The sequence below is a fragment of the Pseudomonas sp. AU11447 genome, assembly GCF_001672555.2.
Taxonomy (GTDB): domain Bacteria; phylum Pseudomonadota; class Gammaproteobacteria; order Pseudomonadales; family Pseudomonadaceae; genus Pseudomonas; species Pseudomonas nitroreducens.
On record NZ_LZDG02000017.1, the window covers coordinates 229238 to 247855 of the forward strand.

At 66.2% G+C, this 18618-nt stretch carries 15 protein-coding genes and 1 riboswitch; of the genes, 7 read left to right on the plus strand and 8 right to left on the minus strand.

All coding sequences use genetic code 11. From position 1 onward, the window contains the following. Positions 1–13: 13 nt before the first annotated feature. On the plus strand, positions 14–1219 hold the full coding sequence (locus A6723_RS01700) for an acyl-CoA dehydrogenase family protein (protein ID WP_054906318.1): 1206 nt from the start codon (positions 14–16) through the stop codon (positions 1217–1219). A 141-nt stretch (positions 1220–1360) separates the two neighbouring features. On the opposite strand, the gene A6723_RS01705 is transcribed toward A6723_RS01700, so the two are convergent. From A6723_RS01705 to A6723_RS01720, 4 genes are all read right to left on the minus strand, one after another. Beyond that, positions 1361–2272: a hypothetical protein gene (locus A6723_RS01705; protein WP_054906319.1), complete on the minus strand. Its 912-nt coding sequence runs from the start codon at positions 2270–2272 to the stop codon at positions 1361–1363. A gap of 356 nt (positions 2273–2628) precedes the next feature. Beyond that, positions 2629–3432, minus strand: coding sequence for an aldo/keto reductase (locus tag A6723_RS01710; protein WP_054906320.1), 804 nt, complete (start codon positions 3430–3432; stop codon positions 2629–2631). Continuing rightward, on the minus strand, positions 3429–4604 hold the full coding sequence (locus tag A6723_RS01715) for an FAD-binding oxidoreductase (RefSeq protein ID WP_054906321.1): 1176 nt from the start codon (positions 4602–4604) through the stop codon (positions 3429–3431). Before A6723_RS01715 ends, A6723_RS01710 begins: the two co-directional genes overlap by 4 nt. A gap of 163 nt (positions 4605–4767) precedes the next feature. Then, complete coding sequence (locus A6723_RS01720; RefSeq protein WP_054906322.1) at positions 4768–5100, minus strand: multidrug efflux SMR transporter; 333 nt, start codon at positions 5098–5100, stop codon at positions 4768–4770. A gap of 141 nt (positions 5101–5241) precedes the next feature. Between A6723_RS01720 and A6723_RS01725 the strand changes: the two genes are divergently transcribed. Beyond that, entirely contained in the window at positions 5242–6126 is an 885-nt protein-coding gene (locus tag A6723_RS01725; RefSeq protein WP_054906323.1) for a LysR family transcriptional regulator, read from the plus strand. A gap of 154 nt (positions 6127–6280) precedes the next feature. Then, a complete protein-coding gene (gene waaA / locus A6723_RS01730) occupies positions 6281–7552 on the plus strand; it encodes a lipid IV(A) 3-deoxy-D-manno-octulosonic acid transferase (RefSeq protein WP_054906331.1) in 1272 nt (423 codons plus the stop codon). Between the two features lie 259 nt (positions 7553–7811). Here the strand turns inward: waaA and A6723_RS01735 are convergent, their stop codons facing one another. The 3 genes from A6723_RS01735 to A6723_RS01745 form a co-directional block, all read right to left on the minus strand. Continuing rightward, a complete protein-coding gene (locus tag A6723_RS01735) occupies positions 7812–8405 on the minus strand; it encodes a helix-turn-helix domain-containing protein (protein ID WP_024764293.1) in 594 nt (197 codons plus the stop codon). A 187-nt stretch (positions 8406–8592) separates the two neighbouring features. Beyond that, positions 8593–10542 (minus strand): FAD-dependent oxidoreductase, encoded by a 1950-nt coding sequence (locus A6723_RS01740; RefSeq protein WP_054906324.1) that lies wholly within the window; start codon positions 10540–10542, stop codon positions 8593–8595. 164 nt (positions 10543–10706) lie between these two features. After that, a complete protein-coding gene (locus A6723_RS01745) occupies positions 10707–11057 on the minus strand; it encodes a cupin domain-containing protein (protein ID WP_054906325.1) in 351 nt (116 codons plus the stop codon). A gap of 334 nt (positions 11058–11391) precedes the next feature. Here A6723_RS01745 and A6723_RS01750 point away from each other — a divergent pair, with 334 nt between their 5' ends. Beyond that, a complete protein-coding gene (locus A6723_RS01750; RefSeq protein WP_054906326.1) occupies positions 11392–12465 on the plus strand; it encodes an ABC transporter substrate-binding protein in 1074 nt (357 codons plus the stop codon). Positions 12466–12531: 66 nt separating this feature from the next. Next, positions 12532–13320 (plus strand): class II aldolase/adducin family protein, encoded by a 789-nt coding sequence (locus tag A6723_RS01755; RefSeq protein ID WP_054906327.1) that lies wholly within the window; start codon positions 12532–12534, stop codon positions 13318–13320. 138 nt (positions 13321–13458) lie between these two features. Here A6723_RS01755 and A6723_RS01760 read toward each other — a convergent pair whose 3' ends face one another. Beyond that, a complete protein-coding gene (locus tag A6723_RS01760) occupies positions 13459–14913 on the minus strand; it encodes a TolC family outer membrane protein (RefSeq protein WP_054906328.1) in 1455 nt (484 codons plus the stop codon). 174 nt (positions 14914–15087) lie between these two features. Then, a riboswitch (TPP riboswitch) is annotated at positions 15088–15195 on the plus strand. A gap of 112 nt (positions 15196–15307) precedes the next feature. Here A6723_RS01760 and thiC point away from each other — a divergent pair. After that, positions 15308–17188: a phosphomethylpyrimidine synthase ThiC gene (gene thiC, locus A6723_RS01765; protein WP_054906332.1), complete on the plus strand. Its 1881-nt coding sequence runs from the start codon at positions 15308–15310 to the stop codon at positions 17186–17188. A 139-nt stretch (positions 17189–17327) separates the two neighbouring features. After that, positions 17328–18614 (plus strand): putative hydroxymethylpyrimidine transporter CytX, encoded by a 1287-nt coding sequence (gene cytX, locus A6723_RS01770; RefSeq protein ID WP_054906333.1) that lies wholly within the window; start codon positions 17328–17330, stop codon positions 18612–18614. The last annotated feature ends 4 nt before the right edge of the window (positions 18615–18618 follow it).

The following is an 18618-nucleotide window of genomic DNA, read 5'->3' on the forward strand; positions in this document are numbered from 1 at the left end:
TTAGGAGCCTTGCATGTACCTCGAGACACCGAAGAAATTCCGCACCTTGCAGAACCAGGCCCGTCAGGTCGCCGAGAACTACCTGCGGCCGATTTCGCGCAAGTACGACAAGGCCGAACACGCGTATCCCAAGGAGCTGGACTTGCTCGCTGCGCTGCTGGACGGCATGAACGCCGGTTCGCCGGACGCAGTCGGCGCCACCTCGGCCAGCAAGCGCAAGGCCGGCGCGGAGGAGGGCGTGAAGAACGGCGGCAACCTCTCCGCCTGCCTGGGCGTGATGGAGATGTGCTGGGGCGACACCGGCCTGTTGCTGGCCATGCCGCGCCAGGGCCTGGGCAACGCCGCCATCGCCGCGGTGGCCAACGAGGAGCAGCTCAAGCGCTTCTCCGGCACCTGGGCAGCCATGGCCATTACCGAGCCGGGCTGCGGCTCGGACTCGGCTGCGATCCGCACGACTGCAACCCGCGATGGCGATCACTACCTGCTCAACGGCGAGAAGATCTTCGTCACCTCCGGCGCCCGTGCCGATGCGGTGGTGGTGTGGGCGACCCTGGACAAGAGCCTTGGCCGCGCGGCGATCAAGTCCTTTGTGGTGGAGAAGGGCACGCCGGGCATGACCGTCACCCGGCTGGAGAAGAAACTCGGGATCAAGGCCTCGGACACCGCCTCGATCAGCTTCACCGATTGCCGTGTGCCGGCGGCTAACCTGCTGGGCAATGCCGAGATCGACGTGCAGAAAGGCTTTGCCGGGGTGATGGAAACCTTCGACAACACCCGGCCGCTGGTGGCCGCCATGGCCATCGGCGTGGCGAAGGCCTCGCTGGACCGTACTCGCGAGCTACTGAAGAAGGCGGGTTGCCGCTTCGACTATCGCCAGCCGCTGCTGACCGCCAGCCATGCCGAAGCCACGCTCTATCGCCTGGAAGCTGAATGGGAAGCCGCGCGCCTGCTGACCCTGAAGGCGGCGTGGATGGCTGACAATCGCCTGCCCAATTCCAAGGAGGCCTCCATCGCCAAGGCCAAGGCCGGGCGGGTGGCCAACGAGGCGACACTCAAGTGCGTCGAGCTGGCGGGCGCGTTGGGCTACGGGGAGGAAGAGTTGCTGGAGAAGTGGGCGCGGGATTCGAAGATCCTCGACATCTTCGAGGGCACCCAGCAGATCCAGTTGCTGATCGTGGCGCGGCGCTTGCTGGGCAAGAGTTCCAGTCAATTGAAATGAAGCTGTTGTAGGAGCGAGGGGGACGCCCAGTTATTGCTCGCGAACTGCTCAACGCCGGCGTACCCGCCTGACATGGTTCGCGAGCAAGCTCGCTCCTACAGACGTCGCCCTACCGTCAGGCAGGGCGATCAGATTACGGCCTCAGGCCGTGCGTCGCCCGCTACCGGCATTGCCGGCGGCGGGCGGCCACTGCTCCATCCATTCGCGGAAACGGATGCGCTCTTCGCGCACCAGCCAGCCTTCCTGTTCGGCGAAGCTTTCCGATAGCCAGAGGCCGCGGGTACTCGCCTTGCACAGTTCGCCCTTGCTCAGGGTGAAGAGCTCGCCAGTGGGTTGGCCGTGTTCCAGCGGCAACAGGTAGAGGTCCGGACGACGGCGGTCCAGGCGTGCCACCAGCGGGCCGCTTTCGAGTTTCTCATCGACATGGAACAGGCTGACCTCGCGGGCGTCCTTGGGCAGCTCCATGCGCAGGTCGTAGACCAGTTGCAGAGAGGCCGTCGGCAGGTGCACGTAGGCTTGCGGGCGCTCCAGCAGGCGCAGCGCGCCGGCCTGTACCGGACGCGAGGCGCCGGACAGCGGGGTGAGCGAGAAGTGGCTGGTTTCGCGGTAGCGCAGGATGCCCTCGTAGGGCGTCGGCAGCCAGGTATCGCCGAAGCGCCCGCCGAGCCAGCCGTCGGCGGTTTCCACCAGGCATTCCTCGGCCACTTCCTGAATTGCCGTGAGCAGCGGCAGGTTCAGTTCATGGGCCGGCACGTAGCCGGAAATCAGCTTGAGCACGGTGTCGCCACGATCCAGGCGGCGCTGGCGCACCAGGATCCAGTGGTCGCGGCCCTGGTAATTCAGGGTCAGGCGCACCGAGACGCCGAGATTGGCCAGTTCGGTGGTAAAGCGTTCGGTCTCGTTGATCTCGATGGGGCGGCGTTTCTCCAGGACCTGGGCGAAGTTCAGGGGCTTGCCGAGGGTCTGGTAGGCGAGCCCTTCCGCGCTGGCTTCGACCAGCAGCGGCAGGGTCTTGAAGGCGGTCGGGTCCTTGCGGGCGAGCGTACGGGGCATGTGGGCTTCCTTTTTCTTGCAGGGCCTGGTCGTACAGGGCACCGGGTTGCGCTGGCGCGTCTTCTTCTAGTGGCAGCTAGCAGACGACGCCGACGCGAACGCTGACCGTCTGTTCAGGGACGGTCCGGCCGATCGTTCTTTACGGGGTCGCTACAACCTAGACAGCCTGACACCGATCCTGGTGTCATCGAAAATCAAAAGGATTTCCGGATTTTTCCCTGAAAGGCTTGGCGATTCCGAGATTTTTACAGGGGAATCGCCGGCTGGCGACAGTTTCTGTGCCCACGGTTTTTGCCGGGGGAGTTGGAGCATGGCACAGGAATACGCAATCCACATGACCGAACGGCGTCTGCCGATCAGCGGTCGAGGACCTCGGCGGCGATGCTCACGTTGTGGCTCAGGTGCAACGGGTTGATGGTGCCGACGATGGCGCTGGCGACGCCCGGATGGCCCAGCACCAGCTCGAAGCTGGCGCGCACCGGGTCCACTCCCGGCGCCAGTGTGGCGTGGCCGCTGGCCAGGGCCTTCTTGATCAGGATGCCGCGACCCTGGGCCAGGGCATGGTCGATCACCGGCTTTTCTGCCTGTTCGTTGAGGTTGTAGGTGACCATGGCGCAGTCGCCGCGCTCCAGGGCCAAGAGGCCGCCGTCGGCGGTCTTGCCGGAGAAGCCGAAGCCGCGGATCAGCCCTTCGTCCTTCAGGCGTTCCAGGGTTGCGTAGACCTCTGTGCCGCGAAGGATATCCAGGTCGTTGCCGTCGGAATGCACCAGCACCAGGTCGATGTAGTCGGTCTCCAGGCGCTGGAGGCTGCGCTCGACCGAGCGGCGCGTGTGAGCAGCGCTGAAGTCGAACTGCGACTGGCCGCCGACGAACTCTTCGCCGGTCTTGCTGACGATCACCCACTGGTCACGCTGGCCGCGCAGCAACGGGCCGAGGCGCTCCTCGCTGCGGCCGTAGGCTGGCGCAGTGTCGATCAGGTTGATCCCCAGGTCGCGGGCCAGGGCGATCAGGTCGGCGGCCTCGCGGTCATCGGGAATACGGAAGCCGGAGGGGTACTTCACGCCCTGGTCGCGGCCCAGTTTTACGGTGCCCAGGCCTAGCGGCGAGACATTCAGGCCGGTGCTGCCCAGCGGGCGGTGCAGGTGATGCAGGGTCTTCATCCGAACAGCTCCTCCCAGACCGGGCGGGCCATGGCCGGGCGCGGCAGGTCGGGCAGGGCGGCGCTGGCTTGCGGACGGACGCCGCCCTTCTCCAGGGATTCCAGCACGCGATCGGCGAAGTTCGGCGCGAGGGCCAGCTTGGTCGGCCACCCGACCAGCAGCGCGCCGTTCTCGGCGAGGAAGGCGCTGTCCGGGCGCAGCAGGTTGTTCTGCGAGGGTTCGGCGCGGTCCACACGCAGGGTGGCCCAGCGCGCGGCGGAGAGGTCGATCCAGGGCACCAGCTTGTGCAGTTCGCGCTGCGCCTCGGCGATCTGCTCGGCCTCGTTGCGCGCCACGCCGCCGGCTTCAGCGATGTCGCCGCCCAGGTACCAGACCCAGTCGCCATTGCTCAGCGGGTGGGTGGTGACGGTGACGCGCGGCTTCGGCCCGCCGCCGAGGCAGTGGGCGTAGAGCGGCTTCAGGGTCGGTGCGGTGACCAGCACCATGTGCAGCGGGCGGCGCTGCATTTCCGGGCGCTCCAGGCCCAGTTCGCGCAGCAGCGCCTCGTTGCCGGCGCCGGCGCTGAGCACCACCCGCTGGGCGCGGATCTCGCGGCCGTCCACGCGCAGGCCGACCAGCTTGTCGCCTTCGCGCAGGGCTTCGATGCGTTCGCCGGCCAGCAGGCCATCACCGGCCAGTTCGGCGAGGCGCGCCACCAGGCTGGGCACGTCCAGCACCAGTTCGGTAAGGCGATAGGCCTTGCCCTTGAAGGCCTTGTCCTGCAGGGCTGGCGGCAGGTCGGCGCCCTTCACCTGGGCGACACGGCTGCGCACTGCCTTGCTGGCGAAGAAGCTGGTGAGGTTGCCGGCGAGGCCGCCCGGGGACCACAGGTAGTGGGCGTCAGAGAGCACGCGCACGCCGCGCAGGTCCACTTCGCCAGTGCCGGCCAGGCAGTCGCGCCACAGCGCGGGCATGTCGGCGATGGCCTCCGAGGCACCGGTCAGCGCGCCGTGCAGCGCGTACTTGGTGCCGCCATGGATGATCCCCTGCGAGCGCATGCTCTGCACGCCGCCCAGCGCGGAGTTCTCTACCAGTACGGTAGAAAAGCCGGCGCGACGCAGGCGGGCATTGAGCCAGAGACCGGCGATGCCGCCGCCGACGATGAGGATGTCGGTGCTCAGGGATTCGGACATGAAAGCGCCTCGAAGGGAAAAACGAAGCGCGCAGTATAACCCTTGGGAGCAGCGGCAAACGTCCGTCGCCTCAGGCTGACTTGTAGGAGCGAGCTTGCTCGCGAACCAGCTTGAGGAAGGCGTTCGCGAGCATGCTCGCTCCTACAGGTGGCTGATGAGTGCGTCAGTGACCAGCGGTGCGGGAGAACAACTGGATGACCACCACGCCGCTGACGATCATGCACATCCCCAGCACGGCGGCAGTGTCGAGTTTCTGCTGGTAGAGGAACAGCGCCGCGATGCTGACCAGCACGATGCCGAGGCCGGCCCAGATGGCGTAGGCAATGCCCACGGGAATGCTGCGCACCACCAGGGTGAGCATCCAGAAGGAAATGGCGTAGCCGACGATGACCAGGATCAGCGGCAGGGGCGTGGAAAGGCCTTTGACCGACTTCAACGAAGCGGTGGCAACGACTTCGGCGACGATGGCGATGGCGAGGTAGAGATAGCCGGGCATGGTGGGTGCTCCCCGGAACGACACGCCGCTCGGTATGAGCGACACGCTGCTGACGTTCGATTCTGCCGGGCATTCTAGTCTTCCCGGCGATGGGATAAAGTCATTACCTATCTGTATGCGAGATAGGTTGGAGAGGTGGCGATGCAGTGGAACCTGGACCAGTTGCGGCTCTTCGTCAGCGTCGCCGATCAGTCTTCCTTTTCGGCAGCGGCGCGCCAGTTGCAGCGCGTGCAGTCGGCGGTGAGTTCGTCCATCGCGCTGCTGGAAAGCGACCTGGGCGTGACCCTCTTCGAACGCAGCAGCGGCCGCCAGCCAGTGCTGACCGCCGAAGGGCGTGCGCTGCTGGACGAGGCACGGGAGGTGTTGCGCCAGTGCGAGCGCCTGGAGAGCCGTGCGCGCTCGCTGGTTTGCGGCACCGAGCCACTGTTGCGCCTGGCGCAGGACGAGGCGATGCCCTATCAGCCGGTGCTTTCGGGGCTGGAAGCGCTGGCGCAGGAATTCCCCAGCGTGGAGGTACAGCTTTCCAGCAGCGCCCAGGGCGACGTGGCGCGCAAGCTGCTGGAGCGCCGTGCGGACCTGGGCTTGCTGTTCCATCACGAGGGCATGCCGGAGGAGCTCGAGCGGCAGCGCCTGGGCACCATCGAGATGGTCACCGTGTGCGGCGCCGGGCATGAGCTGGCGAAGCTCGACTATGCCGACCGCCGCGAGCTGGCGCGGCATCGCCAGTTGTTGATGGCCCCGCAGGACAGCCATTACCCCGGCGGCGAGCAGATCAGCCCGCTGGTCTGGCGCGCCGACAGCTTCTACGCCATGGCCGAACTGCTGATGCGCGACCTCGGCTGGGCCTGGTTGCCGACTCACGTGGCACAGTACCCGGCCTACCAGCCGTTGCTGGTCGAACTCGCCAGCGACTGGACGCCGCCGCCGCTGGTGGTGGAACTGGTCTGGCGCCGCGACGAGCCGCTGGGGCCGGCGGCAAACTGGCTGGGCGAGTGCTTTGCGGAGCATCTCGCCGCGCCTGTGTGACCTGCTCTTCGTAGGAGCGAGCTTGCTCGCGAACAGGATTTCCTGGCCGCTCCAACGTCAAGCGGTTCGCGAGCAAGCTCGCTCCTACCAGGAACAGTGCACCATGCAGGATTGTGCGGCCGCCAAGCGCGCGAATTTGCTACTCTCCGCCGCCATGAACCGGACCCTCTATACCCTGCTGTTCCACCTGGGCCTGCCGCTGGTCGCGCTGCGCCTGTTCCTGCGTTCGCGCAAGGCGCCGGCCTACGCCCAGCGCGTCGGCGAGCGCTTCGCCCTCGGCCTGCCGGCGCTCAAGCCCGGCGGCATCTGGGTGCATGCGGTATCGGTGGGTGAGAGCATCGCCGCCGCACCGATGATCCGCGCGCTGATGCAGCGTCACCCCGACCTGCCGATCACCGTCACCTGTATGACGCCCACCGGCTCCGAGCGCATCCGCGCGCTGTTCGGTGACCAGGTGCAGCACTGCTACCTGCCGTACGACCTGCCCTGGGCAGCGGCGCGCTTCCTCGACCGCGCCCGCCCGGTGCTGGGCGTGATCATGGAAACCGAGTTGTGGCCCAACCACATCCACCAGTGCGCCAAGCGCGGCATTCCAGTGACGCTGGCCAACGCGCGCCTGTCCGAGCGTTCGGCGCGCGGCTACGCGCGTTTCGCCGGGTTGACCCGGCCGATGCTGGAGGAAATGAGCTGGATCGCCGTGCAGACCGAGGCCGAGGCCGAGCGCTTCCGCCAGCTCGGCGCGCGCCCGGAGTGTGTGAGCGTCACCGGTTCGATCAAGTTCGACCTGACCATAGACCCCGAACTGCTGGCCCGCGCCGCTGACCTGCGCAACCAATGGCAAGCACGACAGCGGCCGATCTGGATCGCTGCCAGCACCCATGCCGGCGAAGATGAAATCGTCCTGGCGGCGCACCGCCAACTGCTGGAAAAACATCCGGACGCCTTGCTGCTTCTGGTGCCGCGCCATCCGGAGCGCTTCGGCCCGATGTTCGAACTGTGCCAGCGTGAAGGCTTCCGTACCCAGCGCCGCTCAACCGGCGAACGGGTCACGGCGGACACCCAGGTGCTGCTCGGCGACACCATGGGTGAACTGCTGTTCCTCTATGCGCTGGCGGATGTCGCCTTCGTTGGTGGCAGCCTGGTGCCCAATGGCGGCCACAACCTGCTGGAGCCGGCGGCGCTGGGCAAGCCCGTTTTATCCGGCCCGCACCTGTTCAACTTCCTGGAAATCGCTGCGCAACTGCGCGAGGTCGGCGCGCTGCGCGAAGTGGCCGATGCGCCGTCGTTGGCGGTGTGCGTGGCGGCGTTGTGGGACGAGCCGGCCAGCGCCGGGCGCATGGCCGAGGCTGGGTTGGGGGTGATGAAGGCCAATCAGGGCGCTTTGGAGCGGTTGCTGGAGGGGCTGGGCCGACTGATCAAGGGTTGATCGGGCTTCGGTGCGACGGATTTTCCTCACCCTAGCCCTTTTCCAGGGGAAGAGGGGGCCGTTCGGTGTAGGGCCAAGCGCCGAGTCAGCCGGATGTTACCGTTCTTGAAAGCTGGCAAACGGAGCCTGACAAAACGTTCACCCAGAACTTCCCGCTGCCTCGACTGTAGGAGCGAGCTTGCTCGCGAACGCTCTTTCGGCAGCAACGGTATCAGGCAGGTTCGCGAGCAAGCTCGCTCCTACGAAAAGCCCCGAGACTTCAGAAAGTCGGCGGCGTAATCACCCACAGCACCACCGCGTCCACGTCACCCGGATTGCCATAGCGGTGCGGCTCCTGGCTGGAGTAGCTGAAGCTGTCGCCCTCATTGAGCAGGAAATAGCGCTCGCCCACCCATAGCTCGAACGTGCCACTGAGCAGGTAGCCGGCTTCCTCGCCCTCGTGGCTGTAGCTCTGCTGGCTGTAGGTGCCGGGCGGGAACTTCGAGTGGAGGATCTCCAGCTGGCGGCTGGGTTGCGGGCTGAGCAGTTCGTCGACGATGCCATCCTCGTAATGCACGCTGGTACGGGCGTTGCGCCGCACCACGTAGCCGGCGTCGGCCGGATCGACCTGCACTTCGCTGGCGAAGAACCACTGGATGGTCACGCCCAGGCTGCGGGCGATATTGAACAGCGCCGGAATCGACGGATACGCCAGGTTGCGCTCCAGCTGGCTGATGTAGCCGGCGGTGAGCCCGCTCTGCTCGGCCAGCGCCGCCAGGGTCATGCCGCGCCGCTTGCGCAGGCCGCGGATGCGGGTGCCGAGGAACTGCGCTTCGGCGTTGGCGGGTGCTTCCTGCGGGGCTTTGCGGCTCATGCGGCGAGAGTCCTGGCGAATGTCGTCGTGGGGCATTCTAAACAATGCGCCGGGGCTGTGGCCCGTTTGCTCTTCGTAGGAGCGAGGGGGACGCCCAGTTCTTGCTCGCGAACGAGGCTCCCGGCGAGTTTGGCGCTGGGCGGTTCGCGAGCAAGCTCGCTCCTACAGGAAGTTGCCGTGCCGGGGCTCAGATTGCCCAGCCCGCCTTCAGCCCCTCGTAGATCGCCTCTTCCGCCGTGCGCGGCGCCAGGCAGTCGCCGATGCGGCGGACCTCGGCGAGGTCGGCGATCTCGTCGGCCAGTTCGTCCACCGGTTGGTGGCCCTGGCAGAGCACCAGGGTATCGATGTTTTCCACCAGCATCGGCTCGCCGCTGGCGGTGTGCTGCAGGTAGACGGTGCTGTCGTCCACGCCGTACAGGCGGGCGTAGGTGGTGATGCTGATGCCCAGGCGGTGCAGCTCGCCAGCCAGGTGATCGCGCACGTAGAGGGGCAGGCTTTCGCCGGCGTGGGTGCCGTTCACGGCGAGTTGCACCTGGTGGCCGTCGCGTACCAGGCGCTCGGCGATGCCGGGGGCGATCCAGTCGGCGCGCCAGTCGGTGACCAGAACGGAGCGGCCGAGCTTCACTTCGCCGCGCAGCACCTGCCAGGCGTCCACCACCTGCAGCTCGCCCGCTTCTTCGTAAGGGGGGCGATAGGGTTTGGCGCCGGTGGCGACGATCACTACATCGGGGCGCTCCGCTTCTACCAGCGCGCGGTCGACGCGGGTGTTGCGGCGCACTTCGACGCCAGCCAGCTGCATCTCGCGTTGCAGGTTGGTGGAGGCACCGCCGAACTCCGCGCGGCGCGGCAGGAGTTGGGCGAGGTTGACCTGGCCGCCCAACTGAGCGGTGGCTTCGCAAAGGGTGACGTCATGGCCACGCTGGGCAGCGACAGCGGCGGCCTTCATGCCGGCCGGCCCGCCACCGACCACCAGTACGCGCTTGCGCTGGGCGGCCGGTTTGCGTTCGGCGTAGATCAGTTCGCGGCCGGTTTCCGGATGCTGGATGCAGGAGATCGGGTAGCCGCGGTGGAAGTGGCCGATGCACGCCTGGTTGCAGGCGATGCAGGCGCGCACGTCCTCGACGTGGCCGCTTTCGGTCTTGCTCGGCATCTGCGGGTCGCAGATCAGCGCGCGGGTCATGCCGCAGACGTCGGCCTGGCCACGGGCGACGATCAGCTCGGCTTCCTGCGGCTGGTTGATGCGCCCGGTGACGAACAGCGGGATGTCCAGATTGCGCTTGAAGGTACCGGCTTCGTTGGCCAGGTAGGCCGCTTCGATGGCCATCGGCGGCACGATGTGGATGGCGCCGCCCAGGGAGGCGGAGGTGCCGGCGACGATGTGCACGTAGTCCAGGTCTTTCTGCAGCCCTTTGACGCCCTGCAGCGATTCGTCTTCGGTGAGGCCTTCGGGATCGCGTTCGTCGGCGGAGATGCGCAGGCCGATGATGAAGTCCTCGTCGGTGGCGGCGCGGATGGCGGCGATCACTTCGCGGGTGAAGCGCAGGCGGGCGTCGAGATCGCCGTTGTAGCCGTCGCTGCGGCGGTTCACCCGTGGGTTGAGGAACTGCGCCGGCAGGTAGCCGTGGCTGGCCACCACTTCCACGCCGTCGATGCCGGCAGTGTGCAGGCGCCGTGCGGCGGCAGCGTAGCCTGCGATGATCTCGTCGATCATCGCCTGGCTCAGCTCGCGGGGCATCACGCGGAAGCGTTCGTTGGGCGAGGCGGACGGCGCGTAGGCCACGGCCAGCAGGCCGTCACTGGATTCCATGATTTCGCGGCCCGGGTGGAACACCTGGGACAGCACCACCGTGCCCTCGGCGTGGCACGCCTCGGCGATGCGCCGATAGCCGGGGATGCACTCGTCATCGGTGGCCATCAGCACGTGGGAGGTGTAGCGGGCGCTGTCGTGCACGCCGGCGACCTGCAGCACGATCAGGCCGACGCCGCCCTTGGCGCGGGCGGTGTGATAGGCCACCAGCTGGTCGTTGACCAGGTTGTCGGTGGGCATCGAGGTGTCGTGCCCGGTGGACATGATGCGGTTCTTCAGCGCCTTGCCGCGGATCTGCAGCGGGCTGAACAGGTGGGGAAACTGGCTCATCGGGCAACTCCGGATTCTTGTTGTAAATACAGCACTAAACATCGACCGCGCGAGCTAGAGCGCAACAAGGCGGAAACCGGAGAGGCAGCGGAGTTTACTCCAGTAAATGAGCATGCCGAGCCGGTTTCCAACGCAGTTGCGCCGACGCGCAGCCGGTCGATCAGCTAGGCGTTGCGCGCCTGCCAGTCCACCGGGTAGAGGGCGTAGAAGACGCAGGCTTTTTCGCCTTCGTAGGCCAGCGGCGTGCGCTCCGGCACCCAGATCACATCGCCCGGCTTGGCCTCGATCACCTGGTCGGCCAGGCGCAGGCGGAAGTTGCCTTCCAGCACCACGATCAGTTCGTCGTAGAGCACTGTCCACTCGATGGAGACGCCGTCGAAGCGCGCCAGGCCCGCGCCCATGGTCTCGCTGTCCGCCGGGCCGATCAGGCGGCAGATGGCGGCGCGTTCGATGTCTTGTCCGCCGTAGGACTGGAACTGCAGGGCGGATTGCTGGAAGTGGCGAACCTGGGGCACGGCGGCTTCTCCTGGGTGGAAAGTGTTGTTTAAGTTCTTTCTATGGAAATTTACCGCCAGTAAAAAATCAACTTGTTTTTTTAAAAGTGACTGGGTAGTTTCGATGCCGCACCCGGAGTTTTCCGGGGCAACCGCGACGTGCTCCACAACAACTACAAGAGGAGAGGCGCATGAACCGTCCCGTACGGTCCCCCCTCGCACGGCGGGTCCACCCGCTGGCAATCGATTCATCTCTGCCCTGTCTTTCTTGCTCCGTGGTTCCGGCGCGCCCGTCCTGCGTGTGTGCAGCCATTCCGGCTGCGCCCGCTGCCACCTACGACTGGGGGTATGCCCGATGACTTTGCGTCAAAACACTTTCCACAAACGCTTCTTCCTCAAGACCGCCGCCGCGCCACTGCTGCTAGCCCTCGGGCTGTGCTGCGGCGTCGCCCAGGCCGCCGAGAACATGGTGGTGGTCGGTTATGGCGGCGCGGGTCAGAAGGCCCAGGAAGCGGCCTTCTTCCAGCCGTTCAGCAAGCAGTCCGGGGTTGGTGTGACCCAGACCGAATACAACGGCGAGATGGCGCGCATCAAGGTGATGGCCGATACCGGCCACGCCGACTGGGACGTGGTGCAGATCGAAGGGCCAGACCTTGCGCGTGGTTGCGACGAGGGCCTGTTCGTGCCGCTGGACTGGCAGCAGATCGGCGGCAAGGACCAGCTGATTCCCAACGCCGCCAAGGATTGCGGTTCGGCTGCGCTGGTTTGGGGCGTGGCCATCGCCTACGACGCGGACAAGCTCAAGCCGGCACCGCAGTCCTGGGCCGATTTCTGGGATGTGAAGAAATTCCCCGGCAAGCGTGGCCTGCGCAAGCGCGCCATCTACAACCTGGAGTTCGCCCTGATGGCCGACGGTGTGAAGCCGGCGGACGTCTACAAGGAGCTGGGTACCAAGGCCGGCGTCGACCGCGCCTTTGCCAAGCTCAACCAGATCAAGCCCTATGTGCAGTGGTGGGAAGCCGGCGCGCAGCCCGCGCAGTGGCTGGCCGCCGGTGACGTGGTGATGACCACCACCTACACCGGGCGCATCGCCGATGCCTTCAAGGGCGGGCGCAACCTGCAGCTGGTCTGGCCGGGCAGCCTGTATGGCATGGACTACTGGGCGATCATCAAGGGATCGCAGCACGTCGACGCGGCGAAGCGCTTCATCGCCTTCGCCAACCAGCCCGATGCGCAAGTCGACTACGTGAAGCACATTGCGTATGGTCCGACCAACAAGCAGGCCGCTGAACGCCTGCCGTCCGACCTCGCCGGCTGGGTGCCGACCTCGACGCAGAACCTGCCCCAGGGCCTGGCGATGGACGATGAGTTCTGGGTCGACCATGGCGAGGAGCTGGAAGAGCGCTTCAACGCCTGGGCCGCGCAATAACCAGAACGTGACCGTGACGCCGGGGCCTCTGCCCCGGCGTCTTCTTGCCTTGAGGAGAAGTGCACCATGACGTCGCTGCAGGCGCCCAGCCGCGCCACCTGTTCACCCGAGGAATGGAAGCTGCGCGAGGAACTGGCGGCCTGCTACCGCCTGATCGCGTACTACCGCATGTCCGACCTGATCTTCACGCATATCTCGGTGCGGATTCCCGGTCCCGAACACCATTTCCTGATCAATCCCTACGGCCTGATGTTCGACGAGATCATCGCCTCGAGCCTGGTGAAGATCGACCTGTCCGGTCATGCCGTGGAGCCGTCGCCGTACAAGGTCAACCCGGCCGGCTTCGTCATCCACAGTGCCATCCACGGTGCCCGCGAGGACGCGCAGTGCGTGCTGCACACCCACACCCGCGCCGGCTGCGCGGTGGCGGCTCAGGCTTGCGGGTTGCTGCCGCTGAACCAGATGTCGATGGAGTTCTACGGCCGGCTGGGCTACCACGATTACGAAGGGATCGCCCTGTCCATGGACGAGCAACAGCGCCTGGTCGCCGACCTGGGTGATCACCTGGGCCTGATGCTGCGCAACCATGGGCTGCTGACGGTCGGCCAGACCGTGCAGCAGGCGTTCCTGCGCATGTATTACCTGGAGAAGGCCTGCGACATCCAGTTGGCGGCCCAGGCGGGCGGCGAGCTGGTGATTCCGCCGGAGGAGGTGTGTCGTCACACCGAGCAACAGTTCAACGCCCCGGCGCGACCTCTGGCCGAAGGCGAACTGAGCGATCCGGATGGTTACGACCTGGCCTGGTCGGCGCTGCTGCGCATGCTGGATCGCGTCTCGCCCGGCTATCGGGATTGAGGAAGGGTGAAGTTCCTGCGTTGGCATTGAGCAATCGCGGACAGAGTCCGCGACCGGGTTCGCTTTACGCTGAGCTATCGGCGTGACGATCGGCCATAGAAAAAGCCCCGCATCGCGGGGCTTTTTCATGGGGCGGGATCAGTACTTCGAACCGGCCTTGAGCTGCGCCTCGGCGGCCTTGGCCAGGTCTGGCGGGAGGAAGTCCTTGTCCGGGTTGTAGTCCGGCTTCAGGTAGCTGCCCAGCGCTTCCAGATCGCTCGGCGCGAGGGTGCCGGCGGTCTGCTTGAGGCTCAGGTTGTCGAGGATGTAGTCGTAGCGGCTGTTGTTGTAGTCGCGAACCGAGTTGTACAGCGAACGCTGGGCGTCCAGTACGTCGACGATGTTGCGGGTACCGACCTGGTAGCCGATCTCGGTGGCTTCCAGCGAGCTCTGGTTGGAGATGATCGCCTGGCGCCGGGCCTTCACGGTCTCGACGTCGGTGTTGACCGCGCGGTGCTGGTTGCGCGCGTCCTGTACCACCTGGCGGCGCTGGCTTTCGCGCAGTTGCTCGCTCTGGTTCAGGCGCTGGTAAGCTTCGCGGACCTGGGAGCTGGTCAGGCCGCCGCTGTAGATCGGCACGTTCAGTTGCAGGCCGATGCTGCTCTGGTCGACGTACTTGCCATAGTGCGGCTCGCCCGGTACGCCGGAGTTGGCAAAGCCCAGGGCATCGTTGTCGCCCTTCTGGTACTGGGCCACGGCGTCGACGGTCGGCAGGTGGCCGGCCTTGCGCTGGCGCAGGGTCTCTTCGGCGGCGTCGACTGCGTAGTTGCTGGCCTGCAGGCGCAGGTTCTGCTGCACCGAGGTGTCTACCCAGGCCTTGGCGTCGTTGGGGATAGGTGCCACCACCGGCAGCGAGTGGAGGATGCCCTCGATGGCGCTGTACTCGCGGTTGGTCAGGGTCACCAGGGCCTGGAAGGCGTCATCCACCTGCTGCTCGGCCACCAGGCGGTTGGCCCGCGCGGTGTCGTAGCTGGCCTGGGACTCGAGTACGTCGGTCTTGTCGGACAGGCCGACGTCGAAGCGCTCGTTGGACTGGTCGAGCTGGCGCTTGAACGCCGATTCCTCGGCCTTGCTGGCGGCCAGGTTGTCCTGGGCGCGGAGCACGCCGAAGTACGTCTGGGCGGTCTGCAGGATCAGCTGTTGCTGCGTTGCAGAGAATTCCAGCTGGGCCTGTTCGGTGGTGTTTTCCGCGGCCTTGAGCTGGAACCAGCGGTCCGCACGGAACAGCGGCTGGCTCAGGCTTGCCTGCACCAGCTGCGTATTGCGGTTCAGCGTGGCGCTGGGGGTGTCCAGCGAGGTGCGGGTCGACCCGGTGCTGGCGCCTGCGTTGATCTGCGGCAGTAGGCCGGAGCGTGCCTGGGGCACGGCTTCCTTGCGCGCCAGGTAGTCAGCCTGGGCGGCGGCGAGGTCGGCGTTATTGTCGACAGCGTCCTTGTAGACGCTGATCAGGTCCGTCTTGGTGGGCAGCGGAGTAGCGGCCGGAGCGGGCTGGGCAGCCCAGGCAAAGCCTGTCGTAGCGGCAACAGCGACAGCCAGAGAGAGTCTGCGCAGCATTCGTTCATCCTGGAAAGTGATGCGAGGTGGGGCAAGGCTACGGTCGCCGCCGGTGGCGGTCAAGGCACGTTCGTACGAGCCTTCCGAGGCTGGAGTGTAGCTGCCTGTAGGAGGTCGCAAGGAATTCTGTCAGACGGCGATTGGCTAATCGCTGTGCACTTGATTAGACTGCGGGCGTTCTTGTCGGGGTGCCCCATTGCGAGGGGCTGAGATCGGATAGTTCCGGATCCCGTTGAACCTGATCGGGTTAGCACCCGCGTAGGGAACAAGAAGACCGCATCCCGCGGCGTATTCCGCCCCGGCCCCAGCCCTTCACGGGATGCGTCCCTTCGCTGCAGCAAGCAGCTCCTCTCGTTCCAGGTTCTCCCCGGCAATCAACCCAAGGAGAGCCAGGATGAGCACCCAGAAGAACAACGTCACCCGCCTTGAACAGCTCGATCGCCAGTCGACCCAGCCGTTTCCGAATTCGAAAAAGGTCTATCTGACCGGCTCGCGCCCGGACATCCGCGTCCCTGTGCGGGAAATCTCCCTCGCCGACACCCCGACCGCCTTCGGTGGCGAGAAGAACGCTCCGGTGATGGTCTACGACACCTCCGGCCCCTACACCGACCCGGATGTCCGTATCGACCTGCGCAAGGGCCTGCCGGACGTACGTTCGGCCTGGATCGACGAGCGCGGCGACACCGAAATCCTCCCCGGCCTGACGTCCGAGTTCGGCCAGTCGCGCTTGGCCGATGCCAGCCTCGACGCCCTGCGCTTTGCTCACGTCCGCACCCCGCGCCGGGCCAAAGCGGGCGGGAACGTCACGCAGATGCACTACGCACGCCAGGGCATCATCACGCCGGAAATGGAATACATCGCCATCCGCGAGAACATGAAGCTGCAGGAGGCCCGCGCCGCCGGCCTGCTGGACGCCCAGCATCCGGGCCAGAGCTTCGGCGCGAGCATTCCGCAGGAGATCACCCCCGAGTTCGTCCGCGACGAAGTGGCCCGTGGCCGCGCGATCATCCCGGCGAACATCAACCACACCGAATTGGAACCGATGATCATCGGCCGTAACTTCCTGGTGAAGGTCAACGGCAACATCGGCAACAGCGCGCTGGGTTCCTCCATCGAGGAAGAAGTGGAAAAGCTCACCTGGGGCATCCGCTGGGGCGCAGATACGGTGATGGACCTGTCCACCGGCAAGCACATCCACGAGACCCGCGAGTGGATCCTGCGCAACAGCCCGGTACCGATCGGCACCGTGCCGATCTACCAGGCGCTGGAGAAGGTCAACGGCATCGCCGAGGACCTGACCTGGGAAATCTTCCGCGACACCCTGATCGAACAGGCCGAGCAGGGCGTGGACTACTTCACCATCCACGCCGGCGTGCTGCTGCGCTATGTGCCGCTGACCGCCAAGCGGGTCACCGGCATCGTCTCCCGTGGCGGCTCGATCATGGCCAAGTGGTGCCTGGCCCATCACCAGGAGAATTTCCTCTACACCCACTTCGAGGAAATCTGCGAAATCATGAAGGCCTATGACGTCAGCTTCTCGCTGGGCGATGGCCTGCGTCCGGGTTCGATCGCCGACGCCAACGACGCCGCGCAGTTCGGCGAGCTGGAAACCCTCGGCGAGTTGACCCGCATCGCCTGGAAGCACGACGTCCAGGTGCTGATCGAGGGCCCCGGCCACGTGCCAATGCACCTGATCAAGGAAAACATGGACAAGCAGCTGGAGTGCTGCGAGGAGGCGCCGTTCTACACCCTCGGCCCGCTGACCACCGACATCGCGCCGGGCTACGATCACATCACCTCCGGCATCGGCGCGGCGATGATCGGCTGGTTCGGCTGCGCCATGCTCTGCTACGTCACGCCCAAGGAACACCTGGGCCTGCCGAACAAGGATGACGTGAAGACCGGCATCATCACCTACAAGATCGCCGCGCACGCCGCCGACCTTGCCAAGGGCCATCCGGGCGCGCAGATCCGTGACAACGCCCTGTCCAAGGCCCGCTTCGAGTTCCGCTGGGAAGACCAATTCAACCTCGGCCTCGACCCGGACACCGCCCGCGCCTTCCACGACGAGACCCTGCCCAAGGACTCGGCCAAGGTCGCGCACTTCTGTTCCATGTGCGGGCCGAAGTTCTGCTCCATGAAGATCACCCAGGAAGTCCGCGACTACGCCAAGGAAAACGGCCTGACCGATGAGCAGAAAGCCATCGAGGCCGGCTTCCAGCAGCAGGCCGCGCGCTTCAAGGACGAAGGCTCGGTGATCTACAAGCAGGTGTGATGCCTGTGCAATACCTGTAGGAGCGAGTTTGCTCGCGAACCTTGCCTGCCGGCGACTCCGGCGCTGGGCTGTTCGCGAGCAAGCTCGCTCCTACAAAAAACAACAAAACCTAATCCAACTTTCGAGCCCTGCACGCATCGTGACCACTACCGCCATCGATTATTCACCGACCTCCGCCGTGGGTAGCGCCCAGCGCGTGCTCGGCCTGCGCGACCTGTTCTCCCTCTGGTTCTCCCTGGGCATCGGCCTGATGGTGCTGCAGACCGGCGCGCTGCTGGCGCCGGGCCTGGGCCTGGCCGGCGCGCTGGGCGCGATCCTGCTCGGCACCCTGGTCGGCGTGCTGCTGCTGGCCAGCGCCGGGGTGATCGGCACCGACACCGGCCTGTCCGCCATGGCCTCGCTCAAGCTCAGCCTGGGCGGCCACGGCGCCGCGTTGCCGGCGCTGCTCAACCTGCTGCAGCTGGTCGGCTGGGGCGCCTTCGAGATCATCGTCATGCGCGATGCGGCCAGCCTGCTGGCCACCCGCGCCTTCGGTGAAGGTGGCGCCTGGAGCAACCCTGCGCTGTGGACCCTGGTGTTCGGTGCGCTGGCAACCCTGCTGGCGGTCGCCGGCCCACTGGCCTTCGTGCGCCGCGTGCTGCGCCGCTGGGGCATCTGGCTGCTGATCGCCGCGTGCATCTGGCTGACCATTGACCTGTTCAAGCGTGCCGACCTTGCCGCGCTCTGGGCCAAGACCGGCGACGGTTCGCTGTCCTTCGCCGTGGGCTTCGACATCGCCATCGCCATGCCGCTGTCGTGGCTGCCGCTGATCGCCGACTACTCGCGCTTCGGCAAGCGCGCCGGGCACACCTTCACCGGCGCGGCACTGGGTTTCTTCATCGGCTGCTTCTGGCTGATGGGCCTGGGCGTGGCCTACACCCTGGCGTTCGCCCAGGGCAGTGACGCCAACGCGCTGCTGCTGGCGCTGGCCGGTGCGGGCATGGGCATCCCTCTGCTGCTGATCCTGCTCGACGAATCGGAGAAGGCCTTTGCCGACATCCACTCGGCGGCGGTCTCCAGTGGCATCCTGCTGCCGCTCAAGGTCGAACACCTGGCGCTGGCGATCGGTGTGATCTGTACCCTGATCGCCTGGTTTGCGCCGCTTGCGCAGTACCAGAATTTCCTGCTGCTGATCGGCTCGGTGTTCGCCCCGCTGTTCGGCGTGGTGCTGATCGATCACTTCGTCCTCCGTCGCCGCGCGCCGGCCGCGATTCCCCATGGCTTGCGCTGGGGCTCGCTGCTGGCCTGGGGCGGCGGCGTGGTGGTGTATCACCTGCTGGCGAACTACCAGCCGGACCTGGGCGCGACCCTGCCGGCGCTGGTGGTGGCGGGTGTGCTGCAATTGCTGCTGGGGCGTGTGGGCGTGAAAGGGCCGGCGTCTGCGTAACGCT